This window comes from Acetobacterium sp., from assembly GCF_041752335.1.
GTDB lineage: Bacteria > Bacillota > Clostridia > Eubacteriales > Eubacteriaceae > Acetobacterium.
Map to the genome: position 1 here is coordinate 27,509 of NZ_JBGSHG010000004.1, position 24,017 is coordinate 51,525.

The 24,017-nt window shown below is 40.1% G+C and carries 26 protein-coding genes; 2 read left to right on the forward strand and 24 right to left on the reverse strand.

What is annotated here, in order from left to right:
* Window positions 1-9: 9 nt before the first annotated feature.
* The 11 genes from ACEW8F_RS00535 to ACEW8F_RS00585 all read right to left on the reverse strand — a co-directional run bounded on the left by ACEW8F_RS00535 (window position 10) and on the right by ACEW8F_RS00585 (window position 10,951).
* Window positions 10-792 carry a FliH/SctL family protein gene (locus ACEW8F_RS00535; RefSeq protein ID WP_373481520.1) on the reverse strand — a complete coding sequence of 261 codons (783 nt, stop codon included), beginning with the start codon at window positions 790-792 and terminating at the stop codon, window positions 10-12.
* Window positions 785-1,789, reverse strand: a complete 1,005-nt coding sequence (gene fliG / locus ACEW8F_RS00540) for a flagellar motor switch protein FliG (protein WP_373481521.1) — start codon at window positions 1,787-1,789, stop codon at window positions 785-787. Before fliG ends, ACEW8F_RS00535 begins: the two co-directional genes overlap by 8 nt.
* Window positions 1,790-1,818: 29 nt before the next feature.
* The gene (gene fliF, locus ACEW8F_RS00545; RefSeq protein WP_373481522.1) at window positions 1,819-3,408 is read right to left on the reverse strand and encodes a flagellar basal-body MS-ring/collar protein FliF; all 1,590 of its coding nucleotides are present in this window, start codon (window positions 3,406-3,408) and stop codon (window positions 1,819-1,821) included.
* A gap of 143 nt (window positions 3,409-3,551) precedes the next feature.
* On the reverse strand, window positions 3,552-3,872 hold the full coding sequence (fliE, locus tag ACEW8F_RS00550; protein WP_373481523.1) for a flagellar hook-basal body complex protein FliE: 321 nt from the start codon (window positions 3,870-3,872) through the stop codon (window positions 3,552-3,554).
* A gap of 12 nt (window positions 3,873-3,884) precedes the next feature.
* On the reverse strand, window positions 3,885-4,322 hold the full coding sequence (gene flgC, locus ACEW8F_RS00555; RefSeq protein ID WP_373481524.1) for a flagellar basal body rod protein FlgC: 438 nt from the start codon (window positions 4,320-4,322) through the stop codon (window positions 3,885-3,887).
* Window positions 4,323-4,325: 3 nt separating this feature from the next.
* Complete coding sequence (gene flgB, locus ACEW8F_RS00560) at window positions 4,326-4,733, reverse strand: flagellar basal body rod protein FlgB (RefSeq protein ID WP_373481525.1); 408 nt, start codon at window positions 4,731-4,733, stop codon at window positions 4,326-4,328.
* Window positions 4,734-5,145: 412 nt separating this feature from the next.
* Window positions 5,146-5,541 (reverse strand): flagellar protein FliT, encoded by a 396-nt coding sequence (locus ACEW8F_RS00565; RefSeq protein WP_373481526.1) that lies wholly within the window; start codon window positions 5,539-5,541, stop codon window positions 5,146-5,148.
* 1 nt (window position 5,542) lies between these two features.
* Entirely contained in the window at window positions 5,543-5,935 is a 393-nt protein-coding gene (gene fliS / locus ACEW8F_RS00570) for a flagellar export chaperone FliS (RefSeq protein WP_373481527.1), read from the reverse strand.
* Between the two features lie 22 nt (window positions 5,936-5,957).
* Window positions 5,958-7,847 (reverse strand): flagellar filament capping protein FliD, encoded by a 1,890-nt coding sequence (gene fliD, locus ACEW8F_RS00575; RefSeq protein ID WP_373481528.1) that lies wholly within the window; start codon window positions 7,845-7,847, stop codon window positions 5,958-5,960.
* A 102-nt stretch (window positions 7,848-7,949) separates the two neighbouring features.
* Window positions 7,950-8,762 carry a protein-glutamate O-methyltransferase CheR gene (locus tag ACEW8F_RS00580; RefSeq protein WP_373481529.1) on the reverse strand — a complete coding sequence of 271 codons (813 nt, stop codon included), beginning with the start codon at window positions 8,760-8,762 and terminating at the stop codon, window positions 7,950-7,952.
* Between the two features lie 44 nt (window positions 8,763-8,806).
* Entirely contained in the window at window positions 8,807-10,951 is a 2,145-nt protein-coding gene (locus tag ACEW8F_RS00585; RefSeq protein WP_373481530.1) for a chemotaxis protein CheW, read from the reverse strand.
* Between the two features lie 372 nt (window positions 10,952-11,323).
* On the opposite strand from ACEW8F_RS00585, the gene ACEW8F_RS00590 reads away from it, so the two are divergent.
* Together ACEW8F_RS00590 and ACEW8F_RS00595 are read left to right on the forward strand one after the other, a co-directional pair.
* Window positions 11,324-12,886 carry a hypothetical protein gene (locus ACEW8F_RS00590; protein ID WP_373481531.1) on the forward strand — a complete coding sequence of 521 codons (1,563 nt, stop codon included), beginning with the start codon at window positions 11,324-11,326 and terminating at the stop codon, window positions 12,884-12,886.
* Window positions 12,873-13,247 carry an EscU/YscU/HrcU family type III secretion system export apparatus switch protein gene (locus tag ACEW8F_RS00595; RefSeq protein ID WP_373481532.1) on the forward strand — a complete coding sequence of 125 codons (375 nt, stop codon included), beginning with the start codon at window positions 12,873-12,875 and terminating at the stop codon, window positions 13,245-13,247. The genes ACEW8F_RS00590 and ACEW8F_RS00595 overlap by 14 nt, the downstream gene beginning before the upstream one ends.
* Window positions 13,248-13,287: 40 nt before the next feature.
* Here ACEW8F_RS00595 and ACEW8F_RS00600 read toward each other — a convergent pair whose 3' ends face one another.
* The 13 genes from ACEW8F_RS00600 to ACEW8F_RS00660 form a co-directional block, all read right to left on the reverse strand.
* Window positions 13,288-14,472, reverse strand: a complete 1,185-nt coding sequence (locus ACEW8F_RS00600) for an ATP-binding protein (protein WP_373481533.1) — start codon at window positions 14,470-14,472, stop codon at window positions 13,288-13,290.
* Window positions 14,473-14,729: 257 nt separating this feature from the next.
* Window positions 14,730-15,983 (reverse strand): ATP-binding protein, encoded by a 1,254-nt coding sequence (locus ACEW8F_RS00605; RefSeq protein ID WP_373481534.1) that lies wholly within the window; start codon window positions 15,981-15,983, stop codon window positions 14,730-14,732.
* 113 nt (window positions 15,984-16,096) lie between these two features.
* On the reverse strand, window positions 16,097-16,831 hold the full coding sequence (locus ACEW8F_RS00610; protein ID WP_373481535.1) for an HI0074 family nucleotidyltransferase substrate-binding subunit: 735 nt from the start codon (window positions 16,829-16,831) through the stop codon (window positions 16,097-16,099).
* A 113-nt stretch (window positions 16,832-16,944) separates the two neighbouring features.
* The gene (locus ACEW8F_RS00615) at window positions 16,945-17,814 is read right to left on the reverse strand and encodes a transposase (RefSeq protein WP_373481536.1); all 870 of its coding nucleotides are present in this window, start codon (window positions 17,812-17,814) and stop codon (window positions 16,945-16,947) included.
* Window positions 17,815-17,935: 121 nt separating this feature from the next.
* The gene (locus tag ACEW8F_RS00620) at window positions 17,936-18,394 is read right to left on the reverse strand and encodes a hypothetical protein (RefSeq protein WP_373481537.1); all 459 of its coding nucleotides are present in this window, start codon (window positions 18,392-18,394) and stop codon (window positions 17,936-17,938) included.
* On the reverse strand, window positions 18,391-18,852 hold the full coding sequence (locus tag ACEW8F_RS00625) for a DUF3990 domain-containing protein (RefSeq protein WP_373481538.1): 462 nt from the start codon (window positions 18,850-18,852) through the stop codon (window positions 18,391-18,393). The genes ACEW8F_RS00620 and ACEW8F_RS00625 overlap by 4 nt, the downstream gene beginning before the upstream one ends.
* Before the next feature lie 47 nt (window positions 18,853-18,899).
* Entirely contained in the window at window positions 18,900-19,346 is a 447-nt protein-coding gene (locus ACEW8F_RS00630) for a DUF4143 domain-containing protein (protein ID WP_373481539.1), read from the reverse strand.
* Window positions 19,336-19,668: a type II toxin-antitoxin system PemK/MazF family toxin gene (locus ACEW8F_RS00635; protein ID WP_373481540.1), complete on the reverse strand. Its 333-nt coding sequence runs from the start codon at window positions 19,666-19,668 to the stop codon at window positions 19,336-19,338. Before ACEW8F_RS00635 ends, ACEW8F_RS00630 begins: the two co-directional genes overlap by 11 nt.
* Complete coding sequence (locus ACEW8F_RS00640; RefSeq protein ID WP_373481541.1) at window positions 19,662-19,910, reverse strand: AbrB/MazE/SpoVT family DNA-binding domain-containing protein; 249 nt, start codon at window positions 19,908-19,910, stop codon at window positions 19,662-19,664. Before ACEW8F_RS00640 ends, ACEW8F_RS00635 begins: the two co-directional genes overlap by 7 nt.
* 293 nt (window positions 19,911-20,203) lie before the next feature.
* Window positions 20,204-21,073: a transposase gene (locus tag ACEW8F_RS00645; RefSeq protein ID WP_373481542.1), complete on the reverse strand. Its 870-nt coding sequence runs from the start codon at window positions 21,071-21,073 to the stop codon at window positions 20,204-20,206.
* A 98-nt stretch (window positions 21,074-21,171) separates the two neighbouring features.
* A complete protein-coding gene (locus ACEW8F_RS00650) occupies window positions 21,172-22,476 on the reverse strand; it encodes an RNA-binding domain-containing protein (RefSeq protein ID WP_373481543.1) in 1,305 nt (434 codons plus the stop codon).
* Window positions 22,477-22,591: 115 nt separating this feature from the next.
* Entirely contained in the window at window positions 22,592-23,323 is a 732-nt protein-coding gene (locus ACEW8F_RS00655; protein ID WP_373481544.1) for a hypothetical protein, read from the reverse strand.
* A gap of 28 nt (window positions 23,324-23,351) precedes the next feature.
* A complete protein-coding gene (locus ACEW8F_RS00660; protein WP_373481545.1) occupies window positions 23,352-23,957 on the reverse strand; it encodes a hypothetical protein in 606 nt (201 codons plus the stop codon).
* Window positions 23,958-24,017 lie beyond the last annotated feature (60 nt).

A 24,017-nucleotide genomic window follows, 5' to 3' on the forward strand; every position in this document is an offset into this window, starting at 1 on the left:
TCGCCTCCACTACGAACTCTGTTCGATGGCTTTCTCCAATTGATCCAATTGTACTGGCAAACTCATATCAATAACCGAGTCATTAGTTTCCACCATGATCTTATCCTCGTCCTTCAGGATGATCACCTTGGATTTTTTTGCCAGTTTTTTTAGCTTTTCTGTCATTTCCTTGTTAATATGGAGATCCAGGGTTTTCTGGTTTTCGGATAAATAGATTTTTAGATCTTCTTCATCGCCGTGAATTACCTCATCAAAGAACTTCAAAAACAGATCCCGATCATCCTGAACCTGATGTTTCATTATTTTTTTGGCAATTTCAAAGGCGATATCCAGCAATTCCTGGGTCTGATTGTCAAGAGCCCGCTGTCGTTCGATCCTGATCACTTCAAGCAGCTCATTTATTTCCTGCAATTTGTTTTCAATCTCGGATGCTGCCTGAGCTGCACCTTCATTGAGGCCCTCTTTAAGGCCGACCTGAAAACCTTCCCGGGTTCCATCCCGCAAGCCTTCTTCATGGCCGGTTGCATAGCCCTGAGCAAAGCCTTCCTGATAACCGGTTTCCTGAGATTTTTCTTTAATCTCCTGGCTGACCCGGATCGCTTCTTTCATCAGCTCATTGGCCGCATGCATAGCTTCGACACTTGCACCATGGTCGATGCTATTTTTAGCAATTTCTTCATTTTGAATGGACTGGCCATCGCTGTCAACTTCCGCTTCAGGCCGATTCATAACCGGCATGCCGACTGGTGCAAGCGTTTGAGAAACCCATTTAGCTTTTACAATACTAGACAATGATCTCGTCCTTTCCACCCTTAGACGTTACAATTTCGCCTTCTTCTTCCAGTCTTCTGATTACCGAAACGATCTTCTGCTGGGCTTCTTCGACATCCCGAACCCTGACATTATGGAGGAACTCCATCTCACTCTTGACGGTGTCACCCATCCGTTGGGACATATTGGCGAAAATAACATCGGTAACACCCTTGTTTGCTCCCTTGAGGGCAATCGACATTTCTTTGGTGTCGATTTCCTGTAAAAAGCGCTGTATGGACATGGGGTCGAGAATAACAATATCTTCAAATACAAACATCCGTTTTCTGATTTCTTCGGACAGTTTGGCATCATTTTTGCTGAGTTCGTCAAAGATATATTTTTCAGTACCGCGATCGATATTGTTCATGATTTCAGCAATATAGTTGATCCCGCCAACTTCCAGTAAATCGAAGGATACCACCGACTCAAATTTACGTTCCAGAATGGTTTCCACCTGCCTGATAATCTCCGGTGAGGTACGATCCATCCTGGCAATCCGTTCAACAACGTCCACCCGGATACTTTTGGGCAGTTCCGAAATAATCGCCGAGGCCTGATCGGCCCTGGCATAGGATAAAACCAGGGCGATGGTCTGGGGATGTTCATTCATAATCATATTCATTAGATTTTTGTAATCGGCCTTACGAATAAATTCAAAGGCCTTTGTCCGCAAGGTTTTGGTGACCCGCTCTAACAGCGCACTACCCTGCTGAACCCCAAAAGCTTTCTCCAGGACATTCCGGGCATAATTAACCCCGCCTTCGATGTATACCTTTTGGGCAACACAAAGACCATAAAATTCGTCTATAACCTGATCGGCAACCTCCGGCGGAACACTTTCCTGGCGGGTTATCTCATAGGTTAAGATTTCTATTTCATCTTCCTGTAAGTGTTTATAAATGCTGGAAGCAATATCTGCACCCAGAGAAATAACCACCTGAGCTGCTTTTTGTCTTGGTGTTAGCGTTACATCCATATTTGTCAACTTCCTTTATTGATTCTGATCTATTCGCTTTCATTCTTAAGCCATGATTTAAATAGCTGAGCCGCAATTTCAGGATTGGTGGCTGCAAACTCTTTGACTTTTTCCTTTTTATCATCTTTGACCGGATGAATTGGTTCAATGGATTCCGAACGATCGGCTGCCAGTGCGCCAAACAGTGCATCGGTTTCAGCATCTTCATCGGTCGCAAATGCTTCTTCAATACCTTTTTTTCCACGTTTACCCTTCTTCGCTTTGCCATCGGCCTTTTTCTTTTTGCCGCGGGTCAGCACAAACAGTAATACCAGGAGCAGCAGCAGCACGCCGGCACCGATTCCACCAAATACCAGCAGCTGTTCGGTAGTAAAAATTGGTTCTGCTAAAGGTTCTTCTTCCGCCTGAGCAAATTCAAAGTTACGCACGGTGACGCTTTGGGGAGGGACACCGGCTGCAAAGGCCACTAATTGGACCAGGTTTTCCCGGGCCACCGGGGTCATCGCCGGATCATTGATGGCGATCCCAATGGATACGGTATCGATGGCCGGATCCAGTTTTTCCGTTTGCGTGATTTCCTGACTTACCGAATAAGTTGTGTTTTCATTAATCCCGGTGACCACCCCGCCATTGGTTAAGGCATTTTCTGCATAGGTGGTGACATCGGTATTGCCAGTCGTTCCGGCAACGCCTCCGACCGTTCCGTCCTCATTCGAAATCGCCAAGCTGGAAGACTCCTGATTAATAACCCCCGAGTTATCCCCATCCGGGGATGGGGTATAGACTGTTGATTCCTGCTTAACCGCATCGGTATTCAGTGTCGCTGTTACCGATACCTTGTATTGATCGGGATCATAGGGTCCATCTAAAACATTGTTCACTTTTTGAGTGAGATCAGTTTCAATGGCTTTGGTCAGTTTCATCTTGGATTCTCCGCCATTGGCGGCCGCCATATTGTTAATCAGATCACTTCCATTTCCATCGGTTAAGGCAATATTATCGGCCGAAAGACCGGCAACTGATTTGGCCACGAGATTCTGAATTCCCAAAGTCTGTTCTCTTGTTAAGGTCGCCCCGGGCTCTAAATGGATAATAACGGATGCCGTAGTCGCTTCTGTTTCCTGCAAATAAAAAACATTTTCTGTTGGCACTGAAATGGTTACAATGGCATCCTTAACGCCAACCAGGGTCTTGATACTAGCCCCGACCCGTTCCTGTAATTGCATGTTTTCGTATTGTTTTCGCTCGTAGTCCGTGGATAGCATGCCACTATTGTCCTGGATCACGTAATAACTCAAGCCATTTTTAGGATAACCCGCTGTCGCCAGTTCCATTCTAATCTGTGCTTCATCTTCTTTTGGCACCATGATATTGCCACCGGCATCAAGCTTGACATCCGCCTCCATCTCTGTCAGGGCGGCCATAATTTCGGTGGTTTCAGCCTGGGTCAGATCGTCAAAAAGCGGAACATAATCCTTATAATTTAAAAAAGCGGTCAAGCCGATGGACGCCAACAAGACCAGTGCCACCCCACCAATCATCAATATCTTGGCTTTTTTGGATGTTCCGGTCCAGAAGTTCTTAATTTTTTCTAAAATGCCCTTTATTTTCTCATTCATCGTCTTTTCTCATCCATCCAAAATATTTGATGTCAGTGTTAATAATAAATCTGTACACCCAAACAAAGGATACTTATCAATCAAAGAAATTTTCTGATCGGTACCCTCTGCCAGCTTTAAATACTGTTTCGAAACATTCAAATTTACAGGCCTGTGTTCATAACCGTCTGGTATGACTCTAACACCTTATTACGTAGTTGCACCATGGTTTGAAGGGCAACATCTGCTTTAGCCGTGTTGATCATCATGGTATGCATATCATCCATATTGCCAATTGACAGATTGTAGGCGTCAACCTTGGTAGCCGCTTCTGTTTCTTCAACATTATTAATAACATCCTGCAAGACATTTTGAAAATCTCCGGCAACGCCGGTTTCAGCTGCTGCTGCCGCACTTGCCGCATTGCCGGCGACAGTACCAATACCAGCACCACCAATTATCGAAGTCATGGGGACTATAAACATAATTCTCTCCTTTTATCGGCCAATTTCCAGGGCCTTTAGAACAATTGATTTGGTCGCATTAAACGCCGTCACGTTGGCTTCATAGGCTCGACTGGCACCCATGGCGTCGGTCATTTCCTGAGCAGTGTTAACATTGGGATACAACACATAACCTTCAGCATTGGCATCTGGATGGGTGGGATCATAAACCGGCACTAACGCCGAAGGGTCGTCAATCACAGCCTCAACCTGGACACCGGCTTTTTGAACCACTCCAGTAGCTGTTTTTAACGCATCCTGAAAAGTTCCGGTGTTAACACTGCTTAGTACCGTCATTTTACGACGATAGGGTTCCCCCTCTGGGGTTCGGGTGACCTGGGCATTGGCAATGTTCTGGGCAATAATATCCAGTCGATACTTTTGCGCTGTCATGCCAGAGCCTGAAATATTAAAAGAACTTAAGAAACTCATTATTTATTTCCCTCCATTAATCGCATATTTTAATCTGGAATAGGAATCAGAAACGCCACGAACCAGATAATAATACTGCAGCACCGACTTAGACATATCAATGTTTTCAGATTCCAGATCGACGTTGTTTTCATCCAGACGGCTGGATGTGGCACCTTCATAAACATTGATGTTGGAATCATTAATGGACTGAATGCTTTCCATTTTATCAAGAAATCCTGTGGAACTCGAATTGGTAGTCGTTTGAAGCTTATTCATTTCAGCTTTTAATGAATCTTCAAAATTGACTTTAATCGCTTTATATCCCGGTGTTTCAGAGTTCGCAATGTTATTGCTGGTGGCCTTTTGTCTTTGCCAGGTGCCGTCCAAAGCTTTTTGATATAAGGCTGATGTGATAGAATCGCCAATCATCGTGTCCTCCTTCTTTCTTTGCGCTAGTTTAATCGCCAGCCTTCACTTAGTTTTTATTATTACATACTTTTGTTAAAATCAATACGCCTGGTAAATCCCATATTACATACTTTTGTTAAAATTAATACTTCTTGTAAATCCCCTATTTATCGCAATTTACAATACTATTACATACTACCATAATACCATAAATTTTTAAAAACAACAAACAGATTATATTCTGTCTTAGCTGGAATTAAGTTAGCAATCGTTAAAATATGTCCGTTGATTCTGATATATTGTTGATTGCAAAATAAATATTCAACACTAAAAACAAATATCATAATATTGTTATTTTCTCTGCTGGTCTTTATTATATGGCGTCACATAAAAAAAAGCAACCCAGGTTGCTTTTCTTAAGATTTATATCAACTTATTTTTTCGCATCTAAAAATGTCCCATAGCTCGGCGTTAAACTGATTTCATAATCTGCGACTTTCTGATTTTGCTGGTTTTTCTTTAAATCCTCCAACGTCTTCTGCTGTTCGGCTTTAATCAGATGAATGCAGTTTTGATCCATATCCAGTATCAGCTTGATCAAGCTGTCAATTTGTCCCTTTTCTTCAATTGTACAGACTTGGTTTCCTTTCAGTTCAGCGAAATGCTCTTCCATACCCTTTAACCGCAAAATCAGCTGATCCCGTTCTTCCAGTATTTCCGCCAGCGACTCCCAGTCCTCGATACTGCTGAGAATTTCTTCGCCCTTGGTTACATATTCTTTTAAAACAAGAATTTTTTCCTGGCATAATTCATGAGCATTGTCATTCATTTTACAGTCCTCGGGATTTTAAAGGGTTGCTGAGTTTTTCGGCTTCCTTGAACGAGTCTTTCAGATCATTAATCAGCGACCAGAGATCCTTCATTAATTGAATATCTCTGCTGACATTGGCTTCTCCCAACTTTGTATAAATAAAATTGTACATTTCATTTAGTTCAATCGAAATAGGATATTGCATATCTAACGAAAGAATCAATGATGAAATTATTTTTTGTCCTTTTGCAATACAATTAAAAGATTTTACAAATTCTTGTCGTTCTGTCAACAAGATGGCCATTTTCAACTGTTTGGATGCTTCCTCAAAGAGCTTAACAACCACTTCTCCCTTAGAGAGACTTTCGATGGCGTATCGTTTGGATTCCTGATAAGCGTTAGCATTTTGCATGACAACTCCTCCTTTCTATGAACTATGCGCCTGATGAAAACTGCGCTAGTATTGAACTTTGACTGTTTAATTGCTGTAGCGCTGTTTCCAGGGCTGAGAACTTACCCCAATAATATGTTTCTTCCGTCTTTAGCTTTGTTTTTAACGCGGTAATGCTTTTATTTGTTTTAGTAACACTATCGGTAATACTGTTTTCGGTATCAGAAAGGGTTGATTCATAACCAGCCATTTCGATTAAGGATCCTCTTGACCCTTTTGCTCCTGTAGTCTTGACGGCGGCGTTGATGATTTCATTTAATTGCTGCGCAATTCCTGTTTTTTCTGTGGTAAACAGTTCCTGAATGGCTGATCCTTTTGTTTCAAGCGCAGTTGTCAGTTTCGCCTCATCAATTTTTAGTTTACCATTTTCTGAATATCCTGCTGAGGTAATACCCATATCATAAAGGCTGATCCCCCCACTGACAGCAGAGCCATAAATCATGGACTGCATTTTTGATGCAATCCCTTTCAAAATACTATCATTTTGAAGAAGGCCGACCTTTGCTTTCAACTCCCAGTTTTCAATTTCCTTTTCACTCATATCCGCTTTTTGATCATCAGTAAGCGGTGGATAATCTGAATCGGCATTTTCTTTAGCCAGTTTATTCATCATTTCGATCATGTTATTATAATCTGTTACAAAACTCTTAATTGTGTCTTTTAAACTGGTTGAATCTGTCTTTGATGAAATCGTTATTGCCTCGTCACTCGTCTCCAATAATTCAATTTTAACGCCGTCCACTTCGATTGAGTTGGACGTCCGCACGATTGCTTGATTATTGACGGTTAATTCTGCATTTAATCCGTCTGCAGTTACTGACCCTGCACCAAATAATCCCAATGATTCCATTAAATTACCGGATGTATCATCGACAACAATATTATCGCCCATTCCGCTGGTTTTGGATGTTAAAGTAAATTTATCGGTAATTGATGAATAATTCATGGTTACCCCAGCCGCACTGGAGTTAATTCGATTCATAATACTAACCAGCGAATCGCTTTTACTGAATGAAAAATCGACGGAGTTAATCTTTACATTATACACGTCACTTCCATCCAATGCAGCTGCTAATGGCAGGGTTTCCAAGGCTGCGGTTGTGGTTAACCGATCCGTTTGTCCGTTAGTTAATTTTAAATAATCCAACGTCGCATTATCACCATTTAAGGCATTGACTGTTAATTGTGAGCCAGAAGCAGATAAGCCTAACTTTCCACCGGCCATTGAAACATTAATTAATGATTCTCCCGTACTTTTTTTACCAAAAGCATCATCAATTTTTGTTTGCAGCGCTGCTTCAAAACCCTCAGGTGTTCCCCCTGCCAAGGTCTTAAACGCATCGTCCAAAGTGATAGTACGAACCTGTCCATCCATTTTTAAAAGAAAAGACTTACTAACACCTTCTGAAATACCAGTTAAGAGGCCCGCTGTATCTGCAATAGCCGATCCATTTAAAGGCTTAGAAGCACTGTTTAAACCTGTCACGGTCTGGTTGGTTGCTAACTGGGTAATTTTATCTATTGTGATATTGCCTGCCATTGCAGCACTGGTGCTTGACACAGAAATCTTCGTCGAGGCAGATGATGCATTTATTGTATTATATAATGATGTACTTCTGAAATTCGTTGTCGATAATACATCCAGATATTTGCTCTGGAATTCTTTAAGCGTCTTGGAAACGTTGCGATAAGCTGCCTGTTTCCACTCCATTGTCTGAATTTTCTGTTGACTCTTCGTAATTCTTGCACGACTGGCACTTGTCAGGCTTTCGACCAAAGAATCCGTATCCAGGCCAGAAACCAGACCAGCCATCCCGGTTTTGGCTGACAACGCTGATAATGAACTTGTAGATGAATTTACTGAAGTTGCCATTTTCTATCCCTCCAAACTTAATTTTTTTATATTTTAGCTCAATTCTTGCTCAATGATTATGTCTCTCACTTAATTAATATATCGTCTTCTTTTTAAATAACTTTAGCCTTCTTTTTGATAAATGGATGGTTTTACATATTTAAAGTTATGATCTACCGACGCCAGCGACTCACTTTGCCCAATGAAAAAATAGCCGCCCGGCTGTAATGCATCATAAAACTTCTGAACCACCTCGTTTTTTGTCGGTTTGTCAAAATAAATCATGACATTTCGGCAAAATATGGCATGGAAGGGTTTTTTAAATTGAAACCGGGCCAGTAAATTAAAGTTCCGATAAGCCACACCTTTACGGATCGGCTCCGTGACCGAGAGATATTCTTCGTCATAATCTTTAAAATACTTGCGTTTCCATTCTATCGGAATCTTGGAAAGTTCTTCCTTAGAATAAACCCCGGATTTAGCGGTCATTAAAACCTTATCCGAAATATCGGATGCCAGGATGGTACTCTCCCAGTTACTGACTTTGTTGCCCAAATAGTCGTGGGTAATCATAGCCAGGGTGTAGGGTTCCTGTCCCGACGAACACCCGGCACTCCATACCCGCAAATCTTTGGTTTTGGCAGTTTCATCCACCCAAGGAAGAACCTGTTGTTTGTAAAAATCAAAATGTTCGCTTTCCCGTAAAAAATAGGTATGATTAGTGGTCAGTTTATTAATGAGCACACTGATTTCATCATTCTTCTTATCGTTCTTCACATACTCAAAATAATCCATATAGTTGTCATAACCCAGTTGGGAAACATAATGACTCAAGCGGCCTTCAATCAGGTGTCGCTTTTTTCGTAAATCGACGCCATAATTGGAATGCACATAAGCTGTGATCGCCTGAAATTCGTCTTCCTTAAGTTTTATCATTTTCTTACCTCATTGTTTGTTTTTAAATTAATCGTGAATCTATCCTAGTAATGGTCTAAAATTGCCGGGATATCGACAATCAGACTGATACTGCCGTTTCCGAGAATCGTACAGCCGGCAATCCCGGAGTTTTTAATGGAATAATGGTTTAAGTATTTGGGAATCGGTTTAACAACAATCTGGTGTTTCTTAATTAGATCATCCATAAACAGACAGGCAAATGTATCCCCTGAATCCACCAGCATTAAAATACCATCTTCAATATGAGTTTCGCACTTTTTATCTTCAAAAATATCATGAAGACGAATTAAGGGATAGCATACCCCACGGATCATCACCATTTCGTTGTTGTCCGGATCCTTGATCAGCTGATTGGACGTAATTTTAAATGTTTCCCGAATATTACTGATGGGAATTTCATAAATGTCTTCCCCGACCAGAACTTCCATCCCCGAAATAATCGAAAGTGTCAGCGGTATTTTTAAGAAAATATTGGTGCCTGATCCTTTTTCGCTTTCGATGGAAATGGATCCGCCAACCTTTTCAATGTTTTTCTTAACCACATCCATACCAACTCCACGACCAGAAAACTCAGTAACAGTTTCTTTGGTCGAAAAACCTGGGGCCATGATCAAATTAAGAATTTCTTTCTCAGAATACTCTTCCTCCGGTTTTACCAGCAGTTTTTTCTCTTTGGCTTTTTCCAGAATCCCAACGGGATCCAAACCCTTGCCATCATCACTGACCGAAATAATAATATCACCGCCAACATTCTGGGCTGACAGAATTACCTTACCGACCGGGTTTTTCCCGACAGCAATTCGTTCTGCAGCACTTTCAAGGCCATGATCCATGGCATTTCGAACCAGATGCATCAGTGGATCGGCAATCCCATCGATGATGGTTTTATCAACCTCGGTGCTTTCCCCCATGGTGATAAATTCCACTTCTTTTTTAAGCTTCTTGCCAACGTCTCTAACTATCCGCTGCATTTTTTTGAAGGTGCCCGCGATGGGAATCATCCGGATTGACATGACAATATCCTGGAGTTCATCCGTCAGTTTTTGCAATTGGGTTGAGGCTTTTTCAAAGCTCTCGTCCCGTTTTCCTTCCATACCGACGCTGCCAAACACCATCGATTCAGTAATAACAATCTCCCCGATCAGATTCATCAGGGTATCCAGCTTATTCAGATCGACGCTGATCAGATTTTGGACGTTATTTTTTTGTTTATTGGCATCAACAACTTTTTCCGGTGCTTTTTTTCCAGTCGCAGCCATTTCAGGTTTCATATCAATTTCTGTTGTGGTAACTTCTTCCTGGGCACAATCAAGAAATTCAATGGATTTCACAGAAAGAATACCAAGTGCGACGTTCTCGATGGTTTCCTTGTCGGCCTTTGTTTCAAGATGACATAAGAATCCGTTTTTCAAAATAATCCCGGCGGCCTCCGGATTATTATTTAATTGCTCCGGAATGGTCTTTGTCACCTTCCCAATCGATTCCAGTTTGTTAACCAGCATAAACGCCCGGATATTTTCCATTTGCGAATCTTCATTAAACCGCGTATGAATGCAGTAAACATTGATCTTTTCGCTGGTCAAAAAATCGTCATCCTGATCCTCAACGTCGGCTGAATCATCATTTAACAGCTCTTCAAAACTCATATCACCAAACAAATCATCTTCAACCGCCGCATCAAGTGTTTCTAATGCGTCATCATCTGATCCGTCGTTGATGATTTCTCCTTGTGCTTTTAGGTTTGTTTCCTGGGATAATCCTTTGATCCGATTTAAAAACGCATCAGTTTCGACAATTAGTTCTTCGTTTTCATCCAACAGGGTTTCGTTGTTCTTGATCTTCTCTACTTCCCCTTTTAAGAAGGTGGAGAAATTAAGAACCAGATCCATTAAATCCCCGAAGTCTTCCGGCTTGATTCCGTTTTCCCGAATTACGAAAAACAGATCCTCCAACTTATGAGAGGAATGGGCCAGCATGTCAAATTCCATCATTGCTGAAGACCCTTTTATGGTATGCATAATCCGGAAGATTTCATTAATGTCATCCGGTGTCAGTTCCGCATTGTCCTCAGATTGAAGTAAAATTTCCTCTAATTGATCAAGCAGTGTTTCCGATTCAAAAATATACATCTCTAAAATGGAATCATTTCCAGAATCATAATTACTCATTTTGTCCATCCTTTATATACACGAAATTTTTATCTTAATTTATTATATCGGCTTTTTGTAATAAATGCACTTTATTTTTTAATCTCTTATGATATACCCCTATTTAGTGGACTTTATCAGCCTGAGCGATTTGTTTTTCTACAAAATCACAGTATTAGATTATTCATCTATTTATATATCGACAAAAATAATTGAATCCTTAGAACTATATAAAAAATTCGCAAAGCTTTATCATTTCTGATCTACTTTTGAATTCAATTCTGAAATGATTGATTATCTTTTACTAATACAGTATAATCTAAATTAACTACGCACCCTCACAAGTCGCATCGTCGCAGATTTGTGTTATTACGAATAGGAAGGAGCTCTCTGTTGGATAGTATCAAAATCACCTCAACCGTTTCCACCCCCAAAGTTACCGATATACCAAGTAAACATACCCCCAGCGATTCGATTTTTGACATCAAAAACCTTGATAACGCCGTTAAAATAGAACCTGTTTCAGAAAACTACCAAAAGGAGAGTTTCCGGGAAACCCTGTTTCAGAATTTACAAAAAGAAATTCTAAAACCGCTGATGAACAGTACCACCGCCGAGGCCGATGCGTTGCGCAAACTGGTGCTGATCTCTCAGCTTTTTGAATCTTCTGCCGGTGCCCTTCCCAAGGAACTATTAGATGGCATTTTTATCAATTCCCAGGATCTGTTAAGCGAGCTGCTGCTCCGGGATAAAACTGATTCCATCTTTAAGGGGTCTTTTTTTGACAGCCTGCGATCACTGGCTAAACTAGAAGGGTACCCCCAGTTAAAAGACGCCATTACATCGATTCTCAGACACTATGATGCCTATGTGAACCGTAACCAGACCCTTAATGGTATCTTTTTAGAAACCAGCCGGTTACTGATGACGCTTCCATCTAAGGAGCAGGCCTTGCTTGAACAACAGCTAATAAAACTGGAAGCCGTTTTAAACCAATCAAATGGAAAAGAACAACCCAACCAGGAACTCCAAAACCTGATCAATTTGAAAGCCGCCCAAAATGGTAAACTGGGTGCTCAATTAGAACAGCGTTTATTGCGGATCGAAACTCTGCTCAGTTCCAAAAATCTCAACTACCAGGAAATTCAACAGCTGCTGAAAAACGATACCATCCCGGCCCTTCGGCAGATTTTGCAATCTCAGGCATACAGCGATAAAACTTATCAATCGGTGGCAACCATTATCGATCATATTGTCCGTTATGACAAAGGCAACCCCGAACAACTGGAAGCAGCCGTGCTGCGCTTTTCTCAGGCTTTAAAATCCCTTTCCAGCTTAACCGACAGTGAAATTGTGGATATGAAAAACCAGCTTTTCCTCCATGCCAAGGAAGCGGAAATTCTCGCCGATCGTTTAGAATCCTCTTCCCGAAATCTCGGTGAAGGTGAAAAGGTTGCGCTGGCTCAATTGCTGGAACAGGCTCTGGATGAAAAGAATTCAAACAAAATTATCAACTCTGCCCAAAACCTGCTGGAAACCATGGTCCGAAACGAAAGCCCTATCTTTACCCTTATGCATTTTTTAATTCCGTTACGTTTTCTGGACGAAAATTCATATGGCGAGTTTTTTGTGGATAAAGACCCCACTGCAAAAAAAGGAGAAAAAGGAAGTGCTGAAAATGCCACTGATATCTTCTTTACCATCCAATCGGACCGCTACGGAAATTTTGAGGTGGAGCTGCTGGCCCGGGATAAAAATATTACCCTGAATATCAAGTCCCCGGCGCCTCTGGTTGAAACATTGAAATCGACCAGAGAACAATTAAAAACCATCGTTGAGGAACAAGGCTATTCCCTGGCTGGTTATGGAGTCGGTGAATACTTGCACAGCCAGACCATCCTGCAGCGTTTTCCCAAATTGGCTTTCAGAAAGGTAGGTCTCGATGTCACCATCTAAAAATAAAAAAACAAACAAAAAGACCGTCCACATCCAGGACGGCCAGCCAAATAAAAAATCAGTTGAAGAAGAATCCGAAGTCGATAAGCCCTTAAAAGTAACCGCCCTTCGGTATGATCCGGATAAAAACAATTCGCCGGTTATTGTCGCCGCCGGCACTGGTTTTGTTGCCCAAAAAATCTTAAATGTCGCCGAAGAAAACGGCATCCCCATCTATCACGATGACTCTGCCGCGACCCTACTCTCTAAACTCCAGATGGGCCAGGAAATCCCACCGGAACTGTTTCAGATTGTGGTTAATATTTATGTGTCGCTGCTTAATCTGGCCGAGGGGAATGATGTCGGGGATCGGTTGTTTTGAGGATCAATAGTATCCGAGGGGCGTTACCTGTAAATTGGTGTTAGGCGCTCAGTAAAAAATCGATGATATTGACCTGTTTGATGCCATCTTCATCCATCGGCAACTCATCCATCGAAATTATAAATTTGGGATAGTGGTCGGCAACTTTTTTTAGCGGAGCTATTTCACGCTCAAAAGTGGCAGGGTCAAGAATAGTTGCTGACACCTGAAAATACACTTTGTCACCACCAATCGTCGCAATAAAATCAATTTCTTTATCATCAACCTTGCCGATGTCGACTGTATATCCACGCCTCAGAAGTTCCAGATAGACGATATTTTCAAGAATATGGCCAATATCAGCATTTTTATCTCCGAGCAACATGCGGCGTAGGCTAATGTCCACCAGATAATACTTTTCAAGTGATTTAAGATGTTGTTTACCTTTGACATCATACCGATTAACTTTATATAGAATAAAGGCACCAGTTAAGGCTTCAATATAATTTTCAACAGTAACCGAAGTCGTTTTTCGCCCGTAAGAAGTCAGACTGTCAGCGATTTTCTTTGAAGACACGATATTGCCAATATTGTCAAAAACAAACTTAATTACACTTTCAAGCAGCGGAATATCGCTGATTCGTTTTCGTGCTACGACATCCTTGAGCAAAACGGTATTATAGATTCCCATCAGATAGTCCCTGCGAATGTCCTCGTCCTCAATAAAGGCAGTATAGGGGAAACCGCCGTTTTTGAAATAGTTGTTCCAGGCATCCCGCTTTTCTCCGCCGACCAGTTCAAAATATTCCGCAAAGGACAGGGGCAACATACTGATCTCGATATACCGGCCAGAAAGCAACGTGGCCAATTCACCGGAAAGCATCTGAGCATTTGAACCGGTGATATAAACATCCACATCGTCCTTGATAAACAAGCTATCGACCGCTTTCTGAAACTGTGGTACATTCTGCACTTCATCCAAAAACACATAGGTCATTTTGCCGGGAACCAGCTGTGCAGTGACATACTCATGGAGCTTCCGATAATCAAGTAAGTGCTCGTTGGTAACGTCCTCAAAGTTGACCGAGATAATTTGATTGTCTGAGATGCCACATTCTTTCAGATACGCTCTAAACATCAAAAGCAGGGTGGACTTTCCACAGCGACGGATACCTGTAATCACCTTGATAATGTTTTTGTCTTTCATTTTTTTTAGTTTTTCCATGTATTGTTTTCTTGGTACCATGACGAACACCTCCAATTAATGTTAATGATACCATAGCATGATAAAACAATTATGTAAACAAGTTTTCATCTTATATTATAAAAAAATAAATATATCTGTACTTTTTTGTTATCCAAAACGATAAAATTTATAAATAGCTATCAGGCGCTATTTTTTGTGAATAATTATGTCTATGAGTTGTGAGTTGTTGTCGAGCACACAATCACTGCCAAAACAGCTTCGAATATTCTATTGCCCCAGCGGGGTCCCCACAATCTCTAAATCAGCCAAACTGGGACATACCAATTCTTTTCGTTGATTGGTAATAAATCATTTGCCATGCAAATGACACTGCCTGTTCCCACTTCAATTTTCAGTTGTGCCAGACTGCCGAACTTTTCGGGCTCTGTTACTGGCTTCAATACATCGAAATGCTTGATCGCCGTTTTGCCTGGCGAAGCAGCTTTTTTAATTTCGATGGGATAGAGTTTTCCATTTTCCAGAATCAACAAATCAATTTCTTTTTTATCTTTATCGCGATAATAATAGATCGGCGGCTCCTTTGCGGCATTCAAGAAGCTCTTGTAAATTTCAGAGAATGTATAGCTCTCAAAAAATGCCCCCGCCATCGGCCCTTTTTCCAAGGCCTGAGGATTGCCCCACTTGAGCAAATAAGCACAGAGACCGGTATCAAGAAAATGGAGTAACGGCATTTTTGTGACTCGCTTTAAAACATTGTTGTGATAAGGTTGTACCATCGCAATAATATGAGAGGAAACCAAAATGGAAAGCCATTTCTTTGCCGTCGGAGCGGAAATTCCCGACTCGCTGGCAATTTCTTCATAAACAACCGGTTTGCCCGTTCTTGCTGCAACAACTGTCATAAAGTTATAAAAAGACATTTCATTGGCCACCTGGGTCAGATCTCTGATATCCCGCTGTAGATAGGTATCGACGTAGGAGCGATAGTAGGTTTCCCAGTCCACATTATCTTCGGCATACAAACGTGGCATCGATCCTTTGAAGATTCGTTCAAATATTTCATTCAACCCCTGCTTTTGGGTGGTCTCCATTCGTCTCATCAGTTGCTTGGGATCAGTCGAAAAAACTTCTGACGCTACGCCCGACACTTCGCTGTTAGATAAACCAAGAAGATTGACAATACCCACCCGGCCAGCAAGAGACTCGCTGACATCTTTCATCAAATGAAACGCCTGGGAACCGGTCAGCCAATATTCGCCGTTTTTTTTGTTTCGATCCACTTCCATTTTAATATATGGCAACAACTCTGGCGCATATTGGATTTCATCAATCAGGACCGGTGCTGTATACCGCTGCATAAACAGGGCCGGATCGTTCTTGGCCAAATAACGGACATCCGGATCATCCAGAGTAACCATTTTTCGATTACTTTCAGCCAGATTTTGGAGCATTGTTGATTTGCCCACCTGTCTGGGCCCAGTTACCAAAAGAACCGGAAAAGTCTGAATAATCTGCTTGACTGCGTCTTCCGCTGCGCGTTTAATATACATGGGTATCACCTCGTTCTTATAAATAAAAAAACCCGACTAAAATAACTTCTAATTTTATTTTAGTCGGATTGCTTCGTTTTGTCAAGAAATGAATAATCAGCGGCTCCCCAACATTACTCCTTCAAACGTTGTGAAAGAGCTTTGAGCTCCTGAAAATGGGTCTTTATTATTCGCTCGCAAATTTCATCAGCGAGTTCTTCCTTATATATATGGGAAGTCATATTTCGATCATTTAATATTTGAATCCAGATCTTATCGTCAGAGATTAAACCAAAGCTAAAGGCTTCTTTCATCACAGACTTGGGACTATTAATATCGACGAACCCTTGATCCATCAGATACTCCCTAGCAGCTTTCCAGGCAAGTTCCGTCGTAAATTCAAATCGCTGGATAACCCCATCACGAACAACGCTGCTCTCGTTAACCTGAAGTTCTAAAATTCCTTCATACAGGCGATCAACTGCTTTTTTGAAATTCTCGACTTTATTTGATAATAATTCCATGATAACAACTCCTTCTTTCTTGACATTTTCCAGCAAACGAGGATCCGTGTCGGGTGTTATGAAAATTATATCAAATTTTAACAAGGTGTCCAGATCCTCAATATCATTCGTAAAATTCGCTACCTCAAGGTTGGAACTGCTTTTACTAAATATGGCTAAATCGATATCACTATTTGATCGATAATCCCCTCTTGCCCGTGATCCAAATAGGACAATTTTATAGATATTCGGATAATTACTGGCGCATTTTTTAACCTGCTCAAACAATTTTTCCATTTTCATTTTCGCGGTCTTTTCAGCTGATCCTAAACCGATGCTCAATGTACCCGCCTTCTGTTCGATCATTTGAGAACCTCCCAATCGATTACTTTCAATCAATCTACTCACGCTCTTTCTTAGCTCTTTTCAATTTGTTACTGATTATCTAGTTTACGCCACTTCTTGCTTAACAAACAAGTTTATAAGTTTGTGTCAGGTTCATGACTGAGGCTCCTTAGCAACATTTTATTGGCAGCGACAGCCGAGATCGCAATGTTGTTACCAATTTCTTTAAAGGTGTAGCCCTGTTCCACCGCCGCTTTAACATAAGAAATCTTATCATCACTTAAAAATCTTTGTCTTGATCCTGACTTAATCAATTGAAACGCTTCTTCGCTTCTAACCACAAGTCTTAAAATTTCATCTAAGGTTTCATTGTGCTGGCAGCTTCCCAAAGGATCGTCACTTTTCTGTTGCTCTTCGCCAATAACCGCACCTGCTTCATAAAAATCTTTCGGATTAATAATTTCTTCTTTCTGTTCCATTAAATTTTTATATTCAACCAACGCCACTGTCCGGTTTTCAGAAAACATCTTTAAAATCTTATCAATATGCACCTGCTTTTTTATGCTATTGCGATAAAATTGATCACTGCTCCAGCCATAGTCAGCCATATTGTGAATTATCTTAGCCCTGACCGGATTAGTGTGAATGTATCTGAGCAAAGAAAAAAGGTATTTGTCATCGTTTACCAGAATACTTTTATATCTGCCGCCAAAAACGTGATCCGTACGATTATGTCTTTTGTTGTAGTTTTTGCTGTAGGTATTATTTACTTTCTGCATGATTTTATTCAGCGGCATTTCTTTTGTCTCGATAATCAAATGATAGTGATTATCCATGATCACATATCCTAACAGGTTAAAGGCATCTTCCTCATTGGCCGTTTCCAGGCATTTTAAGAATTCTTCTTTATCTTCTCTGCTTCGAAAGATATAGTCCCGATTGTTTCCCCGTTTGATCACATGGTAGATGGCTCCCTGAAATTCAACCCGTGGTTTTCTCCCCATCACTTCCTCCATCAGCATATTTAATAGGCTTCATTCACTAGAGGTATTATACCATATCAAAGGCAATATGCAAACAAGTTTAAATATTAGTGTCAGGCACCAATCTCTGCTTTTAACATGTTTATTCAATTTCCCCATCCAGAAAAGCGTTCAGAATGTTTTGGGGAGCTTCATAGTAGAAACTGCTATTATAATCATCAATTTTTTCACTCACGAAGGAATGATAGGCTTCAAATAGAGCATCCACGATGGGTAGATTTTTTTTTGCTGCGATTCCAAGAATCAGTCGCTTATACACCTTACCAATATCCCAATAGCTTGGCACTGCATATTTAGCGGCCGAAACATTGTCATAAGAGCCGACTGTAAGACCTGATTTCTCAATGAAATCGTCACTGACGGTTTCAATATTGTCACTGTGATAAACATCTGCCAAATCATAAATCTTTTCAATTGCAACTCGCCCGAGCCCATCAACAGTGTCGGTCCGTTTGTTTTTGGTTTTTCTGGCAATATATTCAATCAGGCTACATGTAAAAAACAAATTGTTTGCTTGTTGGTTTTCCCTTCCAATCATCATGAAACCTCCTCTGCTGATACGAATTCAAGACACTTCAGTGCTTCGGTCGAGCAAAAATTGATTTGGTGTGTCGGATATTTAAACTTCGCCAATGACCAGAACTGATCACGGGTAATAATACCATCGATATAGTCAGCAATATAATTGTAAATCTGGTCGTTTGCCATTGCGCCAATCACGATGTCATAGTTATGTGCTGTTCCGTTGCGGCAGTCGATTATAAAATCAAGCCATGCATCCGTCATTTCCCTAAATTCAAGAATATTCAGGCCGGTATTCATTCGAACGGTATAAACACTGACTACTGGTCTATCATAACGCTTTGCCCAACGTTCCGCCTGTTCCCGGATAATGGTGCAGTAAAATCCATACCCAAAATCCTTTGTGTTTTTACCTTTTATAATCTTTGGATTCTCGATGATCGTATCGCCACCGTGGTAAACCGTCATTTTCCCCATATCAGAAAGATCCTTCCATAAAATTTTGTGTCATGAACTGATTCCACTTAAATCAGCCAGACAGGAACATACCAATTCTTCTCGTGTATTGGCAATAAATCATTTGCCATACAGATCACACTGCCTGTCCCCACCTCAATTTTCAATTGTGCCAGGCTGACGAATTTTTCCGGCTCGGTTACTGGCTTTAAGACATCAAAATGTTTAATCGTCGTTTTACCTGGAGAGACCGATTTTTTTATTTCGATGGGATAGAGTTTTCCATTTTCCAGGATCAGTAATCCTATTTCTTTCTTGTCTTTATCTCGATAGTAATAAAGCGGGGGCTTTTTTGCTGCATTCAAGAAGCTCTTGTAAATTTCCGTGAATGTATAACTCTCAAAAAATGCTCCCGCCATCGGACCTTTTTCCAACGCCTGGGGATTACCCCCACTTGAGCAGATAGGCACAGAGACCCGTATAAGTTGGTATCGGGCACGACTCTCAATCAACAATACCAATCTCGGCAAAAATAACCTCTACAATATCGTCTAATAACTCATCAGGTATACTTTCAATATACTGATATGGTCTTGCACCCAAATCTACTGTCTTAATCTGTTCACACAAAACATAACCCGTCGTAACTGTTCGATTATCAAGTGCTACATGTAAAGGATTTGATCGACACGTATTCGTAATTGGACAAACAATTGTCATATTTACTCTCTTATTAAAAGAATTATTACTCACAACTACTGCTGGTCTAAACCCCGCTTGTTCATGACCACATTGCGGGTCAAAATTCAACTTAATAATAGCCCCTTGTTTTACCATACTTCCTTACCAACAGGCTTACCCCAATCTATTTCAGTTGTTGTACAATCACCATCAAACCCTTCAAAAAGCTCTTCAAGTGTTCGATACTTCTTACGTTTACAACACTTTTTTATAATAATAGCATCCTCCTCAACAGTAACATCAACAACATCCCTATCTGAAATATGTGCCCTACTTAATAAATGTTTAGGTAATCGAATACCTTGTGAGTTACCCCACTTGACTATTGATGTTTGCATTTTCACCACTCCTCGTATAAGTATGATAGTATATACTTAGTCTATACTTTTATTAACCATTTGTCAATCTTAAGGTGTCAGTACCTGTCACTTTTTGAGAATTGCACTATTATTAAAATTCATCACGTTTGGAATAATTTAAGGATTTAGTCAATTTTTCATTTGTCGTTGGAATCGCCGCAGTTTCGTCAACCCACGACCAAAAGGCATCGAGGATGGAACGTGACCTATCCTGACGCTTTTCTCTGATCTCTTCATAGGAAAGATCCTTAAGTTAAGAGATTTCCCCCATATCAGAAAGATCCTTCCATAAAATTTTGTGATGAGTGTATCACCATTCGATTGGCTGCCGTCGCCGAGATGGCAATGTTTGTGCCAATTTCATTAAACGTGTAGCCCTGTTCAAGCGCCGCTTTAACATATGAAATTTTATCGTCACGTAAAAACCGCTGTCGTGAACCGGCCTTAATCAAATGAAAGGTTTCATCATTTGCGACGACACGCTTTAGAATTTCATCGAGGATTTCCTTATTCGAAGAACCTCCTTCATGGCAGTCATTTTGTTTATCTTCCTCGCCAATCACCAAACCCGTTTCAAAAAAATCTTTATGGTTTAGGGTTGGATCTTCGCATTCCATGAAACGCTGATACTCGTTAATTGCAACCATCCGATTTTTTGAAAACATATCCAAAATTTTATCGATATGAACCAGCTTTTTTATGTTCTGCCGATAAAAGCAGTCGCTGCTCCAGCTATATGCGGCCATACTTTTCTGGATTCCGGCTCTGCCCGGATTAGTGTGAATATACCTGAGCAGGGTTAACAGGTATCTATCATCGTTTACCAGCAGTGCCTTATACCGGCCACCAAAAACATGATCCATCCGTTGATGTCTTTTATTATAGCTTTTGCTGTAAGCATTATTCACTTTCTGCATAATCTTCTGCAGCGGCTTTTCTTTTATTTCGATGATTAAATGATAATGATTATCCATAATCACATAGCCCAGCAAGTTAAACGCCGCCTCATCATTGGCAGCTTCCAGGCATTTTAAGAAGTCTTCTTTGTCCTCTCGGCTCTGAAAGATAAAGGCCCGGTTGTTTCCCCGCTTGATCACATGGTAGACAGCTCCCTCGAATTCAACCCTTGGTTTTCTCCCCATCTTATCCTCCATCAGAAAAATTGGTATCAATCGGCACCGACACACTAATAAAAGGTGATATAAAGTTTATAAGTTGGTGTAATGTAAGGCATAGTCATCTATTTGAGAACCTCCCAATATCCAGTTGTATTGGAACCGATTCTGGCAATTATTTTTGCTTCTTGTAGTGTTTTCATGTTTCTTTCAATCGTTCTAACTGATTTATTCAACTTTTTACTAAGTTCTTCCTGAGTCACATGTCTATCCAGCTTAACTAGACTAATAATTTTCGTTTGCGTGTTATTTGGCTTAAAAGGATTCTCCCCGACATTCTCCCCGACATTCTCCCCGACATTTTCCATTGGAAAGCTTACCTTTAAAAAATTTGGGCTAAACTTAAAAATGCTTCTATCATACATTTTTAATATTCTTTGAACCCCAGAACCGAGCTGTTCAACGAGTTTGACGTCTTTAAACACTCGCATTAGTTCCTTATTCCGTGGGGCAGAAATGCCGTCAAAGAATTCAGCTTGGTTAAGTTCTTGGGGCAGTCCTCCTGATGAGGTTATAACAAACCGATCAGCAAATATTTCGAAAACCGGTGGTATTCCATTTGTATATTCATTGTGAATTATGGCGTTAATAACAGCTTCCCTAAGAGCCGTTGGGTCGACAAGACGGTTTTCTTTACGAACAGTTGAAGTGATTTTTGTCTTTGTAATATTCTCAATTTCTAACTTGTTAAGAATGCTCTCCGTAGCTTTTATTAAGGAACAATATCCAAATTCAGCATTTTCAATTAAATCAACTTTATCTGTGCCCGAATATTTTGCAACTTTCATAGAAATTCCGTTTTCATCAGCCAGCAAATAAGCGGCGTAATTAAACTTATTATCTTCCGTAAATAATTCTAAATTATTCAAAAATTTATTGTTCAAATCAAACCCATTCTCTTCATAGAATATTTTAAGTTGTTTGAATGATAAATCCTGTCGTGGTGATACAAGCTGACCTAACGAGTTTCTAATTCGTTTTGAATACAATGAATCAATCATTTCTTTGTTCATTTGTTGAACCGTTGTCCCGACCCTAAGAAAGCAGCCACCAGGTGACATTCCATATTTTCTGATGTAATAGGGTTTTTCAGATCCACTCGATATTATGATTTTGACAATATTTTTTTCATCCATATTAACTGTTACTACATCGAACAAGCCCATCGTTGAGGGATAGATGTTATTTTTTATTCTATCTACGATACGTTTTTGCATATCATCTGAATCTTCGACTCCGAAGATCGTACCATTATCGTCAATTCCAATGTGAATTTCACCGCCTTCATGATAATTTAAGAAGCCTACCACTTCCTTTTCTAAACTATCATTCAATACTCTCTTAAATTCCAATCGATTATTTTCAATCAATCTACTCACGCTCTTTCTAAGCTATTTTCAATTTGCTACTGATTTTCAGTTTACGCCACTTTTACGCCACTTTTTCGCCACTTTTTGCTAAAGACTAATAGTGGTGTCTCAGGCACTAGCTGTTCAGAGTTTTCACAGGTGGTAATAGACTAAAAAACCGTGCTAACGAAATAACAATGATAATAAAACCTACCAGTATTTCCCAAAAGGTGATGTTTATTAATAATAAATTTTGATTTCCAATTAATCCGCTTATTGCCGTATAATTATCACCAAATGTTGTAAACTGCAAAGTACTGCATTTAATAAAATCACTCCAATAAAACACTTCTGACAAATGAATAAAAGATTCATCTAGCATATTCACTTCCAATAAACAAACGAGCATTAATGATACCGAAAACCAGAAGATCATTTCAACAACATTATGGAGCAATAAAATGATACTTCTTCTGGCACTTTTAAGTTCAACCGCTTTTTCACCAATTGTATCAAACATGATTACCCGAATTTGTTTAATAATTATCTCAAAAACTCTTATACTCCCGTAAGTTGACAATACATATAGTAAAATCAAATTATCCGGTGTAAAACAATAAAAGGTAATCGCGGAAATAAGAATTGCCAGAAAAACATGTGCAATTACCCATATCTCAACCAGGCTATATATTGAATCAATCCTATCTTCTTTTCCTTTATATACATTCCATCTTTTCTTTATTGCTAATACAATTACCAATAGTGAAACATAAGAAAGAACTTTCGTGACAAGATCCCAAAAACCGACAATTCCGTTTTCCGTAATATTTAAGCGCTCTTTTAACCTACTATATAAACTTTTTTTCATCTAAACTCCTCAGTAACATCTAGCCAATTCACATTTTCACCGAGAATGATATTAAACCATACAAAATATTTGCCATTATCTCAAAAGCAGGCACTATTTCTTTAGCTAAGATCCGACTGATTCTACGATTATTTTTGTTTCTCAAAGCTGTGTCAAGTTCTTTTATGATTGGGATCAGGTTATAGGTGACCTGGGCATACTGATTCCAGGCAGGATAATTATTAACGATTATCTCCAGGCTTTTTAAGGTATTCATTTTTTCCATACTATCAATTAGCCAATAGAGACCTTCAAACAGCTCATTTAAGGACTGCCAAGTGATGGCAGACGGTTTCATTTCAAACTCACTGGCCATTCTGCGAATATGAGGTGTTCCATTTTTGAGATATGTGAAGGCTGAATTAATCGTATCTTGTACCAGTTGCTGGACTGTTAGTGTGATCACTTCAATTTCCTTTGTCACCGCTAGTCGCTCAGTCAGATAAATACCCAAATCTTCTTTAATAGTGATTCCATCGACTATAAAGTCAATGCCAATTTCGTTTTCACGATTCAAGATTTCGTCAATTGAATCAGTGATTTTCTCGATATTATTATCACATGTAATAAACTGCTCTTTTACTTTTATAATCATGACAAACTCCATTCTTGCTTTCTAGTTCATGAAAACCGATGAATCGTTTAAACATACTTT

Bases quoted from the DNA above. Each gene is read 5' to 3' on its own strand.
- ACEW8F_RS00660 (WP_373481545.1), bottom strand. From the start codon at position 23,957: ATGATTATAAAAGTAAAAGAGCAGTTTATTACATGTGATAATAATATC.
- ACEW8F_RS00615 (WP_373481536.1), bottom strand. From the start codon at position 17,814: ATGGGGAGAAAACCACGGGTTGAATTTCAGGGAGCCATCTACCATGTG.
- fliS (WP_373481527.1), bottom strand. From the start codon at position 5,935: ATGCAAAATGCTAACGCTTATCAGGAATCCAAACGATACGCCATCGAA.
- flgC (WP_373481524.1), bottom strand. From the start codon at position 4,322: ATGAGTTTCTTAAGTTCTTTTAATATTTCAGGCTCTGGCATGACAGCG.
- ACEW8F_RS00565 (WP_373481526.1), bottom strand. From the start codon at position 5,541: ATGAATGACAATGCTCATGAATTATGCCAGGAAAAAATTCTTGTTTTA.
- fliE (WP_373481523.1), bottom strand. From the start codon at position 3,872: ATGTTTATAGTCCCCATGACTTCGATAATTGGTGGTGCTGGTATTGGT.
- ACEW8F_RS00605 (WP_373481534.1), bottom strand. From the start codon at position 15,983: ATGTATATTAAACGCGCAGCGGAAGACGCAGTCAAGCAGATTATTCAG.
- ACEW8F_RS00635 (WP_373481540.1), bottom strand. From the start codon at position 19,668: ATGGTAAAACAAGGGGCTATTATTAAGTTGAATTTTGACCCGCAATGT.
- ACEW8F_RS00580 (WP_373481529.1), bottom strand. From the start codon at position 8,762: ATGATAAAACTTAAGGAAGACGAATTTCAGGCGATCACAGCTTATGTG.
- fliD (WP_373481528.1), bottom strand. From the start codon at position 7,847: ATGGCAACTTCAGTAAATTCATCTACAAGTTCATTATCAGCGTTGTCA.
- ACEW8F_RS00620 (WP_373481537.1), bottom strand. From the start codon at position 18,394: ATGATGATTGGAAGGGAAAACCAACAAGCAAACAATTTGTTTTTTACA.
- ACEW8F_RS00585 (WP_373481530.1), bottom strand. From the start codon at position 10,951: ATGAGTAATTATGATTCTGGAAATGATTCCATTTTAGAGATGTATATT.
- fliF (WP_373481522.1), bottom strand. From the start codon at position 3,408: ATGAATGAGAAAATAAAGGGCATTTTAGAAAAAATTAAGAACTTCTGG.
- ACEW8F_RS00655 (WP_373481544.1), bottom strand. From the start codon at position 23,323: ATGAAAAAAAGTTTATATAGTAGGTTAAAAGAGCGCTTAAATATTACG.
- ACEW8F_RS00645 (WP_373481542.1), bottom strand. From the start codon at position 21,073: ATGGGGAGAAAACCAAGGGTTGAATTCGAGGGAGCTGTCTACCATGTG.
- fliG (WP_373481521.1), bottom strand. From the start codon at position 1,789: ATGGATGTAACGCTAACACCAAGACAAAAAGCAGCTCAGGTGGTTATT.
- ACEW8F_RS00600 (WP_373481533.1), bottom strand. From the start codon at position 14,472: ATGGTACCAAGAAAACAATACATGGAAAAACTAAAAAAAATGAAAGAC.
- ACEW8F_RS00610 (WP_373481535.1), bottom strand. From the start codon at position 16,831: ATGATCGAACAGAAGGCGGGTACATTGAGCATCGGTTTAGGATCAGCT.
- ACEW8F_RS00595 (WP_373481532.1), top strand. From the start codon at position 12,873: ATGTCACCATCTAAAAATAAAAAAACAAACAAAAAGACCGTCCACATC.
- flgB (WP_373481525.1), bottom strand. From the start codon at position 4,733: ATGATTGGCGATTCTATCACATCAGCCTTATATCAAAAAGCTTTGGAC.
- ACEW8F_RS00625 (WP_373481538.1), bottom strand. From the start codon at position 18,852: ATGGGGAAAATGACGGTTTACCACGGTGGCGATACGATCATCGAGAAT.
- ACEW8F_RS00640 (WP_373481541.1), bottom strand. From the start codon at position 19,910: ATGCAAACATCAATAGTCAAGTGGGGTAACTCACAAGGTATTCGATTA.